This window comes from Bhargavaea sp. CC-171006 (assembly GCF_009761675.1).
Classification (GTDB): Bacteria; Bacillota; Bacilli; order Bacillales_A; family Planococcaceae; genus Bhargavaea; species Bhargavaea changchunensis.
Genome location: NZ_QUZH01000007.1, coordinates 75,737 through 91,259, shown reverse-complemented (window position 1 = coordinate 91,259; position 15,523 = coordinate 75,737). Strand labels below are relative to the sequence as shown.

Here is a 15,523-nt window from a genome sequence, read left to right as displayed (position 1 = left end):
TCAATTGAAAAAGCGCCGCCCGGCATTTACTGAATTCAATATGAAAACGCTCTCACATTCAAAAGGGGGAAATCGATCATGGCAAGAACGGCGATTCTTGGCGGGGCACGCACACCATTCGGCAAATTCGGCGGGCTGCTTGCATCTCAGACGGCAAGCGATCTCGGAGGGGTGGCGATCCGCGCGGCTTTGGAACGGACCGGAACATCCCCGGAAGAAGTGGATGAAGTGATCATGGGGACTGTCCTGCAGGGTGGACAGGGTCAGATTCCTTCCCGGCAGGCTGCGAACAAAGCGGGCATTCCATGGAAAGTGAAAACCGAGACGATCAATAAAGTATGCGCATCCGGCATGCGCGCGGTGACGCTCGGCGATCAGCTGATCCGCCTCGGTGAGGAGCAGGTGATTGTGGCTGGGGGCATGGAGTCGATGTCGAACGCACCGTATTACATGCCAAAGGGCCGCTTCGGCCTGAAGATGGGGGATGCCCCGCTGATTGACGGCATGATCCATGACGGGCTTTCCTGCTCGTTCCACCCGGATCGGGTTCATATGGGCACGTACGGAAACAGCACCGCGGAAAAGATGGAGCTTACACGCGTTGCCCAGGACGAATGGGCGCTCCGCAGCCATGAGCGCGCCGTGAAGGCGATCGATGAAGCGCTGTTTGTCGAAGAGATCGTGCCGGTCGAAGTGCCTGCACGAAAAGGTCAGACAATCCATGTCGGGGAAGACGAGGCGCCGCGCCGCGACACCTCTTCCGAATCGCTCGCGAAACTGAAGCCGGCATTCGGCAAAGAAGGCACGATCACGGCCGGCAACGCACCGGGAGTGAACGACGGGGCCTGCGCCCTTGTTCTCATGGATGCGGACCGTGCCAAGCAGGAAGGAAAAGACGTCCTGGCAGAAATCATCGCCCACGCGGAAGTCGCAGTAGAGCCGGAAAACTTCCCTCAGACACCGGGGCTTGTCATCAACGAGATCCTTGAAAAGACAGGCAAGCCGCTTGAGGAGATCGACCTGTTCGAGATCAATGAAGCGTTCGCTGCCGTCTCGCTCGCCAGCGCGAAAATCGCCGGCCTTGATCCCGAGAAAGTAAACGTCAACGGAGGGGCGGTCGCACTCGGCCACCCGATCGGCGCAAGCGGCGCACGGATCATCCTGACACTCGCACATGAACTCAAACGCCGCGGCGGCGGTGTCGGCATCGCGGCAATCTGCTCGGGCGGCGGCCAGGGGGATGCCGTCATGATCGAAGTACCGAAGCAGGGACAGGGGGAGTAAGCATGGACATCAAACACGTGATGGTCATCGGAGCCGGACAGATGGGCGGCGGCATTGCACAGGTGTGCGCCCAGGCCGGATTCGACGTGACCCTGAACGATATCAGTGAAGAATCCTATGAAAAAGGACTAGGCGTCATCAAGAAAAACCTTTCCCGAGGAGTGGAGAAGGGCCGGATCACAGAAGAAGAAAAAAATGCGGCGCTCGGACGCATCAGGAAATCGACGGACCTTTCCGATGCAAAGGATGCCGACCTGATCATCGAGGCGGCAGTCGAGAAAATGGAAATCAAGCAGTCCATCTTCAGGCAGCTTGACGAGCATGCGAAAGAGCACGCGATTTTGTCGACGAACACCTCCGCGCTGCCGATCACGGAAATCGCAGCGGTAACCAAGCGTCCGGGGCAAGTGATCGGGATGCACTTCATGAACCCGGTACCGGTCATGAAGCTTGTTGAGATCATCCGCGGGCTTGCGACCACCGACGAGACCTACCAGGCGGTCGAGGACATGACGAGGAAGCTGTCCAAGACACCGGTCGAGGTCAATGACTACCCCGGATTCGTCTCGAACCGTGTGCTCATGCCGATGATCAACGAAGCGATTTTCACATTGTATGAAGGCGTCGCATCGAAAGAAGCGATCGACGACGTCATGAAACTTGGCATGAACCACCCGATGGGACCACTCCAGCTTGCGGACTTCATCGGTCTGGATACCTGCCTGTACATCATGGAAGTGCTGCATGAAGGTTTCGGCGATCCGAAATACCGTCCGTGCCCGCTTCTCCGCAAATATGTAAACGCCGGCTGGCTCGGGAAAAAGTCCGGCCGCGGATTTTATGTCTATGAATAAACCTGTCCTAAACGGCTTTTATTAAATGGGGTGCACACCATGAATTTCACATTCAACGAAGAACAGAATATGATGCGCCGGATGGTGCGCGACTTTGCGAAAAACGAGGTGGAGCCGTTCACTCCGAGGATGGAGGCGGGCGAGTTCCCCCGTCCTTTGCTCGAAAAGATGGGTGATCTCGGCCTCATGGGCATTATGGTGCCCGAAGAGTACGGCGGCTCCGGGATGGATTACACGAGCTACATCATCGCCATCCATGAACTGTCGAAAGCTAGCGCCGTCATGGGGGTCATCCTGAGCGTCCATACATCGGTCGGCATCAACCCGATCCTGAAGTTCGGAACGGAAGACCAGAAGCAGAAGTACATTCCGAAGATGGCTTCGGGTGAATACCTCGGCGCATTTTGCCTTACCGAGCCGTCCTCCGGATCCGATGCCGGCGCGATGAAGACCCGGGGTGTAAAAAAAGATGGCCATTACGTCCTGAACGGTTCAAAAGTGTTCATTACAAATGGCGGTGAGGCGGATGTTTACATTGTTTTCGCGAACACCAATCCGGAAGCGGGAAGCCGCGGTGTCACAGCATTCATCGTCGAAAAGGGCACGCCGGGACTTGTCATCGGCAAAGACGAGGAGAAGATGGGTCTCCACGGCTCACGCACGGTCCAGTTGACATTCGAAGACATGGAAGTGCCGGTGGAAAATATGCTCGGCCAGGAAGGCGAAGGATTCAAGATTGCCCTAGCCAACCTTGATGCCGGCCGGATCGGCATCGCCGCCCAGTCGCTCGGCATTGCCGAGGCTGCAACTGAAGCGGCTGTCAGCTATGCCAAGGAGCGGGTTCAATTCGGCAAGCCGATCGCGGCAAATCAGGGAATCGGATTCAAACTGGCCGACATGGCGACATCCGTAGAAGCGGCACGTCTCCTCGTTTACCAGGCAGCCGATCTTTACGGCCGCGGCCTGCCAGCCGGCAAGGAAGCCTCGATGGCGAAACTGTTCGCCTCCCAGGCGGCCATGGACTGCGCAATCGAAGCCGTCCAGGTGTTCGGCGGCTACGGCTACACCGAGGACTACCCGGTCGAGCGCTACTTCCGCGACGCGAAAGTGACCCAGATCTATGAAGGCACAAGCGAGATCCAGAGGATTGTCATCGGCAAACACCTCACAAAGTGAGGTGTTCTGCGCCCAAAAGCGCAGCGTTGGGTGCAAACTCCTCAAAAAGGGATGGCGGGGAACTGCAAGATTACACATATCAGCTTTGAGATTGCACGATCACTGAACGAGATTGCACGTTCGCCGAACGAGACTGCACATTCGAGTACACAAACGCCCCAAAATGCTATGCACAAATGACGGCCCGGCCGATTACTGAAAGGTGGAAGACAAAGTGAACTTTAAACTGTCCGAAGAACATGAAATGATCCGAAAGATGGTACATGATTTTGCTGAGAAGGAAGTTGCACCGACTGCGGCAGAGCGCGATGAGGAAGAGCGCTTCGACGTGGAGCTTTTCCACAAGATGGCCGAACTCGGCCTCACAGGCATTCCGTGGCCGGAAGAGTACGGCGGCATCGGTTCGGATTTCCTTGCGTATGTCATCGCGGTAGAGGAGCTTTCCCGCGTGGATGCATCCGCGGGCGTCGTCCTTTCCGCGCACACATCGCTGGCCGGCTGGCCGGTCTACAAATATGGAACGGAAGAACAGAAGCAGAAGTACCTCCGCCCGATGGCGGAAGGCTCGAAAATCGGCGCTTACTGCCTGACTGAAGCAGGGTCCGGGTCCGATGCGGGCGGCATGAAGACGACCGCCAAAAAGGACGGCGACCACTACATCCTGAACGGCTCGAAGATGTTCATCACGAACGGCGGCATCGCCGATACCTACATCGTGTTCGCGGTCACCGATCCGTCGTCCAAGCACAAGGGCACGAGCGCGTTCATCGTGGAAAAGGACTTCGAGGGCTTCTCCGTAGGCAAGAAAGAGAAAAAACTAGGAATCCGTTCGTCTCCGACAACGGAAGTCATCTTCGACAACTGCAAAGTCCCAGCCGAAAACCTCCTCGGTGAAGAGGGGCAGGGCTTCATCATCGCGATGAAGACGCTGGATGGCGGCCGCAATGGCATCGCGGCACAGGCGGTCGGCATCGCGCAGGGCGCGCTTGACCACTCTGTTTCTTACGCAAAAGAGCGTGAGCAGTTCGGCAAGCCGATCGCTGCAAACCAGGGCATCGGCTTCAAACTCGCCGACATGGCGACTTCGATCGAGGCTTCCCGTCTCCTCACATATCAGGCGGCATGGCTGGAGTCGAACGGTCTTCCGTACGGCAAGGAGTCCGCGATGGCGAAACTGATGGCCGGCGATACGGCGATGAAGGTCACGGTTGAGGCGGTTCAGGTATACGGCGGATACGGCTACACCAAGGATTATCCGGTCGAGCGATTTATGCGTGATGCGAAGATCACTCAGATCTACGAGGGCACGCAGGAGATCCAGCGGCTCGTCATCTCCCGCATGCTGACGAAATGACCGAAAAGAAAACGTCGGTGCGCCATGAGGTGAAGTCGTCGGTCAAGGACGAGTCACTGATCGAAAAGCGCCGCGACCAGATGATCCGCGGAGCGGTGAAACTGTTCAGGGAGAAAGGGTTCCACCGCACAACCACACGGGAAATCGCAAAGGAAGCGGGCTTCAGTATCGGCACGCTCTATGAATATATCCGGACAAAGGAAGATGTCCTGTACTTGGTATGCGACAGGATCTATGAGGAAGTGCATGACCGCCTGGCACCGCTTGCGGAACAGCAGGGGACAGTCGGCGGCCTGAAAAACGCCATCCGGCTTTACATCGAAACGATCGATGCTATGGATGACGAATTCACGGTCATGTACCAGGAGACGAAGTCGCTCCCGAAGACGGCACTCAGCTACGTATTGGAGAAGGAACTCGAAATGGCCGGTCTTTTCGAACGGATGCTGGCAGGGTGCTCGGAAGCGGGCGAGATCAAGCTTTCTGCCAAGGAAGCCAAGCTCGGCGCACACCATATCATCGTCCAGGGTCAGATGTGGGCGTTCCGCCGCTGGACACTCCAAAAACAGTTCGCATTAGGGGAATTCATCGATATGCTGACAGACCAGCTGCTCTACGGGGTGGCCGGCCTTCAGCGGAAGGGGGAAGCAAAATGACAACGGCACCAGTCGAAGTCTACAAGCCGGTCAACCATGTCCGGTTCGTAACGGCATCGAGCCTGTTCGACGGCCACGATGCCTCGATCAACATCATGCGCCGCATCCTGCAGTCTAGCGGGGCGGAAGTGATCCATCTCGGCCATAACCGTTCGGTCGAGGAAGTCGTCAATGCGGCTATCCAGGAAGACGTGCAGGGGATTGCGATTTCTTCCTACCAGGGCGGCCACGTCGAATATTTCAAGTACATGCATGATCTTCTAAAGGAAAAGGGCGCGCCGCATATCCGCATCTACGGCGGCGGGGGAGGCGTCATCATCCCGAAGGAAATCAAGGAGCTGCATGACTACGGCATCTCGGGCATCTTTTCACCGGAAGACGGGCGCCGGCTCGGCCTCCAGGGCATGATCAACGAAATGCTGAAGCAGTGCGATTTCAAGACATCCGAGAAAAAGGACCTCGGCCACCCGGAAGAACTGACCACGGACAATGTGCCGCTCTTGTCAGGGCTGATCACACTGGCTGAAGACGCCTATCAGAACCAGACTGAAGAGGCGCAGAAGATGCTGGAAGCCGTTCGGCAGAAGTCGAAGAACACACCGGTCTTTGGCATCACGGGCACGGGCGGCGCGGGGAAAAGCTCACTCACCGACGAATTGATCCGCCGGTTCCTTCACGAGCTGCCGGATAAGAAGGTTGCCATCCTGTCGATCGATCCGACCAAGCAGAAAACGGGCGGTGCGCTTCTAGGCGACCGGATCCGCATGAACGCAATCTTCAGCGACCGTGTCTATATGCGGAGCCTCGCGACACGCGGCTCCCGTTCCGAATTGTCCGGAGCCATCCGGGACGTGCTGGATGTGACCCGCGCGGCGGGCTTTGACCTGGTCATCGTCGAGACGAGCGGGATCGGGCAGGGGGACGCCGAAGTCGCGGAGATCGCAGACGCCTCGATGTACGTGATGACGAGTGAATTCGGTGCGCCTACTCAGCTTGAGAAGATCGACATGATCGATTTTGCAGACCTGATCGCGATCAACAAGTTCGAACGCAAAGGGTCCGAGGACGCATTGCGCCAGGTGCAGAAGCAGTACCAGCGGAGCCGCCAGTTGTGGGACCGCCAGCTTGACGAAATGCCGGTGTACGGCACGATCGCAAGCCAGTTCAATGACAAGGGCACAAACTCGCTGTTTGCGGCAATCGTCGATGTCCTGAATGACAAGTTCAGTCTCGGATGGGAAACGTCCTATAAGCATTCTGTGAAAACACAGAAACAGAATGTCATCATCCCGAATGACCGCCGCTATTACCTTCGGGAAATCACGGATACGGTCCGCGACTACCACAAACGTGCGGAACAGCAGGCAGAACTTGGCCGCCGCCTGTTCCAGCTGGAAGGAGCGCTTGCGATCATACGCGAAAAGGGCGGGGATGAGGCGCTTGAAGCATCCCTTCAGTCGCTGATCGACGGGGTGAACACTGAGCTGTCGACCGAGTCAAAGCGTATCCTCGAAAACTGGGAAAGCCTTAAGGAAGCCTACTCCGGCGAAGAATTTGTCACGAAGATCCGGGATAAGGAAATCCGCACGATTCTGCGGACAGAAAGCCTGTCCGGCCTGAAAATCCCGAAAGTTTCTCTCCCGAAGTTCAAGGATTACGGCGAAATCCTGCGCTGGGTATATGCGGAAAATGTGCCGGGGTCGTTCCCCTACACGGCTGGAGTATTCCCGTTCAAACGCCAGGGCGAAGACCCGAAACGCCAGTTTGCCGGAGAAGGGACGCCGGAGCGGACCAACCGCCGTTTCCACTATCTTTCGAAGGATGACGATGCAAAACGGCTGTCCACGGCATTCGACTCGGTGACGCTCTACGGTGAAGACCCGGCATACCGCCCGGACATCTACGGCAAGGTCGGCGAGTCCGGCGTATCGGTCTGCACGCTCGATGACATGAAGAAGCTTTACGACGGCTTTGATCTTTGTGCGCCGTCTACCTCGGTCTCCATGACGATCAACGGCCCGGCACCGATCATCCTCGCGATGTTCATGAACACCGCGATCGACCAGCAGGTAAAGGCGAAAGAAGAAGAACTCGGCCGCACGCTGAACGTGGAGGAGTTCACGGAAGTTCGTGAGAAGACGCTCCAAACGGTCCGCGGAACGGTACAGGCCGACATCCTGAAGGAAGATCAGGGACAGAACACGTGCATCTTCTCGACCGAGTTCGCGCTCCGTATGATGGGGGATATCCAGCAGTACTTTATCGACCATCAGGTCCGCAACTACTACTCGGTATCGATTTCCGGTTATCATATTGCGGAGGCGGGGGCCAACCCGATTTCCCAGCTTGCGTTCACGCTGGCGAACGGCTTCACGTACGTCGAGTACTACCTGAGCCGCGGCATGAACATTGATGACTTTGCGCCGAATCTATCATTCTTCTTCTCTAACGGCCTCGATCCGGAATACACGGTCATCGGCCGGGTTGCCCGACGTATCTGGGCGGTCGCGATGCGCGAGAAGTACGGTGCGAACGACCGCAGCCAGAAGCTGAAGTACCACGTCCAGACATCAGGCCGGAGCCTGCATGCACAGGAAATCGACTTCAATGACATCCGGACGACGCTCCAGGCGCTCATGGCGCTGCAGGACAACTGCAACTCGCTTCATACGAACGCCTATGATGAAGCGATCACGACACCGACGGAGGAATCGGTCCGCCGCGCGATGGCGATCCAGATGATCATCACGAAAGAGCACGGGCTCTCGAAAAACGAAAATCCGCTCCAGGGCTCGTTCATCATCGAAGAACTGACCGACCTCGTCGAGCAGGCCGTCCTTGCCGAATTCGACCGGCTGAATGACCGCGGCGGCGTACTGGGTGCGATGGAGACCCAGTATCAGCGGGGGAAAATCCAGGAAGAGTCGATGTATTATGAACACCTCAAGCATTCGGGTGAACTGCCGATTGTCGGCGTGAATACGTATCTGAACCCGAATCCGCCGTCCGAGGAAGACATCGACAACATGGAGCTTGCCCGTGCGACGAAGGAAGAAAAAGAGACCCAGATCCACAACCTGAAGGCGTTCCAGACACATCACGGCGACCGTACGCAGGAAGCGCTTGACCGCCTGAAGCAAGCGGCCGTCTCAGGAGGCAACATCTTCGAGGCACTCATGGATACGGTCAGGGTGGCGAGCCTCGGCCAGATTACGGCAGCCCTCTATGAAGTCGGCGGACAATACCGCAGGAACATGTAAACAAAAGGACCGCTTTGCAAGAAAAAAATTTCCGATGTCCCGCCCTCTGCGGGACATCTATTTTTTCTTCTGTTGTATAATGTAGGAAGAAGCGCAGAGGAGGGCCTCCCGTTGAAAACGTCCCATCACGTAATCATAATGGTGATCCTGATCGTCCTGTCCGTCGTCCTGTATAACCGTGGCCTGGCCGCCGCGCCGCTTATCCTGCTGTCCGCTCAGCTGTTTTATCTGTTCTTCAGCGGGTGGCGGACACTGAAAAACAAAAGTTGATGGTGGCATAGCAGGAACCGCATTGTATATAATGGTGATTATGCCAACGCATGCAGAAAGGACGTGCTCCTGATGAACCTTCAAGATCTAACACAGGAACAATTAAAAGAAGAAGCCCTGATCGACCTCGCCTTCGCCCTGCTCGAGGAGCGCCGGGAGCCGATGGAGTTCCCCGCTCTAATGGCAGAACTCGGCCGGATGGTCGGACTTTCCGAGGAAGAGACAAAGGAACGCCTTGTCCGCTTCTATACAGATATGAACATTGACGGGCGGTTCCTCGCGCTTGGAGACGGGCGCTGGGCGCTGCGTGAGTGGTACCCGGTCGATAAGATCGAGGAAGAGACCGCGCCGTCGGTCAAGCCGCGCAAGCGTAAGGCGAAAGCAAAAGCCGTCGCGGACGATGACGATGAGATCATCGAGGATGACGAGGATGTCGATTTTGATGAGGACTTCGATGAATTTGCTGACGACGATGATGAGGAAGACTTCGAAATCGAAGACGAAGAAGAAGAAGAGGACGTCGAGGAACTTGATGAAGAAGAGGACGATGACCTCCTCGATGGCGAAATAGATCTGGCCGATGAAGATGACGATGAGGAAGAAGAAGAAGAAGTTTAACCTTGACGAATTCTCCTCTCGGGTTTATGATTTAGTTCGGGCTCCTCAGTTTGAGGAGATTAAAATGTGCGTATGCGCTCCCCTGCAGAACGGTTTGCAGGGGGGCTTTTTTGTTTTTGGAATGACAGGAGGAGATTTTGAAGTGACCAAGTATATCTTTGTAACCGGCGGTGTCGTATCTTCACTCGGGAAAGGGATTGTGGCAGCATCCCTCGGCCGCCTGCTGAAAAACCGCGGTCTTGAAGTGACCATCCAGAAGTTCGATCCGTATATCAACGTGGACCCGGGGACGATGAGCCCATACCAGCACGGTGAGGTATTCGTGACGAAAGATGGTGCGGAAACCGACCTTGACCTCGGCCACTACGAACGATTCATCGACATCAATCTGACGAAGTACTCCGCGGTGACCACGGGGAAGGTTTATTCCACCGTCCTGAAAAAAGAGCGCCGAGGCGATTATAATGGCGCAACAGTCCAAGTCATTCCGCACATTACGAATGAGATCAAGCAGCGTGTGCTGCGCGCCGGCAAGGAAACGAATGCGGATGTCGTCATCACGGAAATCGGCGGTACCGTAGGCGATATCGAGTCTCTGCCTTATCTTGAAGCGATCCGCCAGCTCCGTTCCGACCTGGGCCGCAATGAGGTCATGTACATCCACTGCACGCTCATTCCGTTTATCCATGCAGCAGGCGAGATGAAGACCAAGCCGACCCAGCACAGTGTTAAGGAACTGCGCGGACTCGGTATCCAGCCGAATCTCATCGTCGTCCGTACCGAGCAGCCGGTCCCTCAGGACATGAAGGACAAGATCGCCCTCTTCTGCGACATCCGTCCGGAAGAAGTCATCGAATCCCGTGATGCTGAAACACTCTATGAAATCCCGCTCAGGCTTCATGCGCAGGGAATGGACGAACTTGTCCTCGATCACCTCCGTCTGGAAGCGTCGAAGCCGGAACTTGATGATTGGCAAGCGCTTGTCCAAAAGGTCAAGTCGCTTTCGAAAACCGTCAAAATCGGCCTTGTCGGCAAATACGTGGAGCTTCAGGACGCCTACATATCGGTTGTTGAAGCCCTCCGCCATGCCGGATTCGCTTTTGATGCAGAAATCGACGTGAAGTGGATTAATGCTGAAGATATCTCAAGCGAAAACGCTGCAGAAATCCTTTCTGATGTTGACGGCGTGCTTGTTCCGGGAGGATTCGGAGACCGGGGCATTGACGGCAAGATTGCGGCTGTCGAATATGCCCGCGAAAACAATGTACCGTTCTTTGGCATCTGCCTCGGCATGCAGCTTGCTTCAGTCGAATATGCTCAGCATGTCATGAAGATGGATGGCGCGCACTCCTCGGAACTCGACCCGTCGACTGCATTCCCGATCATCGACATCATGCCGGACAAAAAAGACCTTGAAGATCTCGGCGGCACCCTGCGTCTCGGCATTTATCCGTGCAAGCTGAAGCCGGGGACGAAAGCACGCGAAGCTTATGGGGAAGACCTCGTTTATGAACGCCACCGCCACCGCTTCGAGTTCAACAACGAATACCGTGAGACATTCGAAAAAGCGGGATTTGTATTTTCCGGCCTAAGCCCGGACGGACGCCTTGTAGAAATAGTCGAGCTGCCTGAACACAAATGGTTCGTCGCATGCCAATTCCATCCGGAATTCGTTTCACGACCGAACCGTCCGCAGCCGCTTTTCCGCGAATTCATCCGTGCATCAATCGGCGAAAATTGAACAACAACAAGCCAGGCGTCCGCTTGAACAGCGGACGCCTGGCTTTTGTTTTCTTAACAAACCGCACAATGAATAGGGTCTTCCGATGTCCGACTTCTATCAGAATCACCATAAGTTTACAAATAGAGGTATTAAACATATCGGTTTTGTTTTATCATAGATTACATAACAGCTTATACATAGAAAACGCCCTGTCTGATAACAGGGCGGTCGGTTCAACCGAATTCGGCCAGCAATTCCTCGTAGTCCATTCGGACGGCTTCATAGACAAAAAGTGCGGCAAGAGCATGGGGGAAGACGGTGCGCCCGCCATCATCAGACGGAAGCAGGCCGCGTTTTACACCGAGCGATACATATGCGGTCGCCAGGCTGGCGAGTTCATTGCCCACGGCGTCTTCCGGCTCGTCGGCCAGCGCGGCAAATGGAATGAATTCCTCAGACAGCCGTCGTGCAAGTTGCAATGCCTCCTGATCAGAAGCACTGCGTGTCAGGATCCATACCCGATCGGTGCCGTCGATTTCCTCCCCGTTATAATGTACGGCTCCTCCGAGCGGTTCCTGTCCGAGAAGGGCGTTGGCACTCACAGCGCCAAGTTCACCGAACGCCGCGATAAAGACCCGTCCTTCTCCGGCGGTTGCCTGGGCGAGAAGCCGGGCAGTCATGCCGATCATTTCTTCTTCGCGCCCGGCGATGCGCTGCAGCAGTCCGGACATTTGTGTAGTCAGCATTTTCATTTAGTATCCCTCCGGATTCATTATAAAGGATGACCTGGCAGCAGCCAAAAAGGAATACGGATGACAGAATAATTTGCAGGGGCAAAAGAATTTGAGCAGTCAAGACAGGAAAGAGAGGAATTAAGGAGAATAGAAGAAAAATAAAGAATCTTTGGAAAGCAGGGACTTTTCTATGAAACGGATTTTAATCGTTGACGACCAGAATGGCATACGCCTTCTGTTGGAAGAAGTGTTCAAGCGTGACGGATTTGAAACATGCGTCGCAAAAAACGGATACGAAGCGATTGAACGGTTCAAAGAGACGCCGCCGGACTGTGTATTACTCGATATGAAGATGCCGGGTATGGACGGTATTGAAGTTCTGAGGGAATTCAAGTCACAAAGGCCCGATGTTCCGGTATTCATGATGACGGCCTACGGCGAGCAGGAGCAGATCGATGCGGCTAAGGCTCTCGGCGCGGAGAAGTATTTTACGAAGCCGTTTGATATCCACGAACTCCGCAGCGAGGTCGGAGGGATACTGGCATGACTGGCGGGCAGTGGCGGACACTGCCTGTTTTTGTTATGATGGGAGGGTGTAAAAACGAAAGATTGACTTCCCATTTTCGAAGGAGGAATCGAGTATGGCACTTGTCTCCATGACGGACATGCTGAATAAAGCAAGAAAAGAAGGCTATGCGGTCGGCCAGTTCAACATCAACAACCTGGAGTTCACACAGGCAATCCTGCAGGCCGCGGAAGAAGAAAAATCCCCGGTCATCCTGGGCGTTTCAGAAGGGGCAGGCAAGTACATGGGCGGCTTCAAGGCAGTCGTTCCGATGGTGAAAGGCCTAATGGAATCCTATGGTACGACCGTTCCGGTCGCCATCCACCTGGACCACGGCTCTTCCTTTGATAAATGCAAAGAAGCGGTGGACGCGGGCTTCACATCGGTCATGATCGATGCTTCTTCGAAACCGCTTGAGGAAAATATAAAAATCACGGCTGAAGTCGTCGATTACGCCCATAAAAACGGCGCATCCGTGGAAGCGGAACTTGGTGTCGTAGGAGGCCAGGAAGACGACGTGATCGCGGACGGTGTCATCTACGCGGACCCGAAAGAGTGTGAAGAGCTTGTGAAGAAGACAGACATCGACTGCCTCGCGCCTGCACTCGGATCGGTTCACGGCCCGTACAAAGGCGAACCAAATCTTGGGTTCAAAGAGATGGAGGAGATTTCCAAACAGTCGGATCTCCCGCTTGTCCTTCACGGCGGCACAGGCATCCCTACAAAAGACATCCAGCGCGCCATTTCCCTCGGAACGGCGAAAATCAACGTCAACACCGAGAACCAGATTGCGTCGACCAAAGCGATCCGCGATATCCTGGACAATGACAAAGAGGTCTACGACCCTCGTAAATACCTCGGACCTGCGCGCGAAGCCATCAAAGAAACAGTCCAAGGCAAGATGCGTGAATTCGGCAGTTCCGGGAAAGCTTAAAAACAGGGAAGGTAGCGGGAGAGGTGCAAGGCATCATCTCCTTCTTTCCATTCATCGAGAGAAACTCCAGGGAGGAAACAGAAAATGAAATTCTTCATCGATACAGCCAATTTTGACGAAATCAAGGAAGCCAATGAATGGGGCATCCTGTCCGGCGTCACGACGAACCCATCGCTCGTCGCCAAGGAAAACGTGCCATTCCATGACCGCCTGAAAGAGATTGCGGAACTGGTTCCGGGTTCGGTCAGTGCAGAAGTCATCGCGACAGAAGCGGAAGAGATGATCCGGGAAGGACGCGAACTTGCTGCAATCGCTCCGAACATCACGGTCAAGCTTCCGATGACACCGGAAGGCCTGAAGGCATGCTCCACATTCGCCAAAGAGGGCATCAAGACAAACGTCACCCTCATCTTCAGCGCAAACCAGGCGCTGCTCGCGGCTCGCGCTGGCGCAACGTATGTCTCGCCGTTCCTTGGCCGCCTGGATGACATCGGCCACAACGGGATGGACCTGATTGCGACCATCTCCGAAATATTTATCCAGCATGGCATCGAAACGGAAATCATTGCGGCTTCAATCCGCCACCCGCAACATATCACGGATGCAGCGCTTAACGGTGCGCATATCTCGACGACTCCGCTTAAAGTGCTTAAGCAGATGTTCAACCACCCGCTGACGGACAAGGGCCTTGAAGCGTTTCTCGCAGACTGGAACAAGCGGACTGCCGAGTGACGGAACTTTTTCGGAACGAGGGAAATGAAATGGACGTTTTCAAAATCAATGGCGGACGGGAACTTAAAGGCACCATCAAGGTGAGCGGGGCCAAAAATAGCGCGGTCGCACTTATACCCGCATCCATTTTGGCCGGCTCGGAAGTCTTGATCGAAGGCCTGCCTGAAATCGCCGATGTGTTCACATTAAAATCGTTGCTTGAGGAAATCGGTGGTGTGGTTACATTCCGTGACGGGACAATGACGATCGACCCTTCGGAAATGATCGCCATGCCGCTCCCGAATGGCAATGTCAAGAAATTGCGTGCCTCCTACTATCTGATGGGGGCAATGCTCGGCCGTTTCGGCAAGGCTGTGATCGGCTTGCCGGGCGGCTGTCATCTCGGCCCGCGCCCAATCGACCAGCACATCAAGGGATTCGAGGCGCTGGGTGCCAAAGTGACGAATGAACACGGCTCCATCTATCTCCGTGCCGAGAAACTTCGGGGTGCGAAGATCTATCTCGACGTGGCAAGCGTGGGGGCGACGATTAACATTATGCTCGCAGCCGTCCTCGCGGAAGGCCGAACGACCATTGAAAATGCGGCGAAAGAGCCGGAGATCATTGATGTCGCGACCCTGCTGTCGAACATGGGAGCCAACATTAAAGGGGCCGGAACCAATGTCATCCGGATCGACGGCGTTGAATCTTTGTCGGGCACGGCACATACGATCATCCCCGACCGGATTGAAGCGGGGACATTCATGATCATGGCCGCGGCGATGGGTGCCGGAGTCACGGTTGATAACGTCATTCCGTTCCACGTTGAAGCCCTGACGGCGAAGCTGCGCGAAATGGGCGTTGATCTGATTGAAGAGGAAGAGCGGATCATCATTCCGAAGCCGAAACGTCCGCTAAAGGCGATCGATGTAAAGACGCTGGTCTATCCCGGTTTTGCTACCGACCTGCAGCAGCCGATGTCCGTCCTTCTCACACAGGCGGAAGGGACTTCGGTTATTACAGACACGATCTATTCAGCACGATTCAAACATATCGACGAACTTCGTCGCATGAATGCAAATGCGCGCGTAGAGGGAAGCTCTGCCATCATCACAGGTCCTCTGCAGCTCCAAGGTGCATCCGTGAGAGCGACTGACCTGAGAGCGGGGGCCGCGCTCGTGCTTGCCGGACTGATCGCTGAAGGCGAGACGGAAGTGCAGGCGATTCACCATATCGAGCGCGGGTACTCTGACCTGATCGGCAAACTGGGCGGACTCGGTGCTGACATCCGAAAAGTGCGCTTGCCGGAAGGCGCGACATCCGGCAAGGATGGCGGCAATCATTGACCTGATCCTGAAAATACGAAACAGCGGCCGGCGGCAGG

The 15,523-nt window shown here is 55.4% G+C and carries 14 protein-coding genes; 13 read left to right on the top strand and 1 reads right to left on the bottom strand.

What is annotated here, in order from left to right; all coding sequences use genetic code 11:
* Window positions 1–78: 78 nt before the first annotated feature.
* From DZC51_RS03860 to DZC51_RS03820, 9 genes are all read left to right on the top strand, one after another.
* Window positions 79–1,284 (top strand): acetyl-CoA C-acetyltransferase, encoded by a 1,206-nt coding sequence (locus tag DZC51_RS03860; protein WP_157294055.1) that lies wholly within the window; start codon window positions 79–81, stop codon window positions 1,282–1,284.
* Between the two features lie 2 nt (window positions 1,285–1,286).
* A complete protein-coding gene (locus DZC51_RS03855; protein WP_157294054.1) occupies window positions 1,287–2,138 on the top strand; it encodes a 3-hydroxybutyryl-CoA dehydrogenase in 852 nt (283 codons plus the stop codon).
* Window positions 2,139–2,177: 39 nt separating this feature from the next.
* The gene (locus DZC51_RS03850) at window positions 2,178–3,314 is read left to right on the top strand and encodes an acyl-CoA dehydrogenase (protein WP_157294053.1); all 1,137 of its coding nucleotides are present in this window, start codon (window positions 2,178–2,180) and stop codon (window positions 3,312–3,314) included.
* Window positions 3,315–3,528: 214 nt separating this feature from the next.
* Entirely contained in the window at window positions 3,529–4,668 is a 1,140-nt protein-coding gene (locus tag DZC51_RS03845; RefSeq protein WP_157294052.1) for an acyl-CoA dehydrogenase, read from the top strand.
* Complete coding sequence (locus DZC51_RS03840; protein WP_157294051.1) at window positions 4,665–5,324, top strand: TetR/AcrR family transcriptional regulator; 660 nt, start codon at window positions 4,665–4,667, stop codon at window positions 5,322–5,324. Before DZC51_RS03845 ends, DZC51_RS03840 begins: the two co-directional genes overlap by 4 nt.
* Window positions 5,321–8,584 (top strand): fused isobutyryl-CoA mutase/GTPase IcmF, encoded by a 3,264-nt coding sequence (gene icmF / locus DZC51_RS03835; RefSeq protein ID WP_157294050.1) that lies wholly within the window; start codon window positions 5,321–5,323, stop codon window positions 8,582–8,584. Before DZC51_RS03840 ends, icmF begins: the two co-directional genes overlap by 4 nt.
* A 111-nt stretch (window positions 8,585–8,695) precedes the next feature.
* On the top strand, window positions 8,696–8,854 hold the full coding sequence (locus DZC51_RS03830; protein WP_157294049.1) for a hypothetical protein: 159 nt from the start codon (window positions 8,696–8,698) through the stop codon (window positions 8,852–8,854).
* A gap of 72 nt (window positions 8,855–8,926) precedes the next feature.
* Window positions 8,927–9,472, top strand: a complete 546-nt coding sequence (gene rpoE, locus DZC51_RS03825; RefSeq protein WP_157294048.1) for a DNA-directed RNA polymerase subunit delta — start codon at window positions 8,927–8,929, stop codon at window positions 9,470–9,472.
* Between the two features lie 142 nt (window positions 9,473–9,614).
* A complete protein-coding gene (locus DZC51_RS03820) occupies window positions 9,615–11,213 on the top strand; it encodes a CTP synthase (RefSeq protein WP_157294047.1) in 1,599 nt (532 codons plus the stop codon).
* Between the two features lie 215 nt (window positions 11,214–11,428).
* Here the strand turns inward: DZC51_RS03820 and DZC51_RS03815 are convergent, their stop codons facing one another.
* Window positions 11,429–11,947, bottom strand: a complete 519-nt coding sequence (locus DZC51_RS03815) for a DUF2529 family protein (RefSeq protein WP_157294046.1) — start codon at window positions 11,945–11,947, stop codon at window positions 11,429–11,431.
* A gap of 172 nt (window positions 11,948–12,119) precedes the next feature.
* On the opposite strand from DZC51_RS03815, the gene DZC51_RS03810 reads away from it, so the two are divergent.
* The 4 genes from DZC51_RS03810 (at window position 12,120) to DZC51_RS03795 (ending at window position 15,485) form a co-directional block, all read left to right on the top strand.
* Window positions 12,120–12,476 (top strand): response regulator, encoded by a 357-nt coding sequence (locus tag DZC51_RS03810; RefSeq protein WP_157294045.1) that lies wholly within the window; start codon window positions 12,120–12,122, stop codon window positions 12,474–12,476.
* 94 nt (window positions 12,477–12,570) lie between these two features.
* Entirely contained in the window at window positions 12,571–13,428 is an 858-nt protein-coding gene (locus tag DZC51_RS03805; protein ID WP_157294044.1) for a class II fructose-bisphosphate aldolase, read from the top strand.
* An 84-nt stretch (window positions 13,429–13,512) separates the two neighbouring features.
* Complete coding sequence (gene fsa / locus DZC51_RS03800) at window positions 13,513–14,160, top strand: fructose-6-phosphate aldolase (RefSeq protein WP_157294043.1); 648 nt, start codon at window positions 13,513–13,515, stop codon at window positions 14,158–14,160.
* A gap of 29 nt (window positions 14,161–14,189) precedes the next feature.
* The gene (locus DZC51_RS03795) at window positions 14,190–15,485 is read left to right on the top strand and encodes a UDP-N-acetylglucosamine 1-carboxyvinyltransferase (RefSeq protein ID WP_157294042.1); all 1,296 of its coding nucleotides are present in this window, start codon (window positions 14,190–14,192) and stop codon (window positions 15,483–15,485) included.
* The last annotated feature ends 38 nt before the right edge of the window (window positions 15,486–15,523 follow it).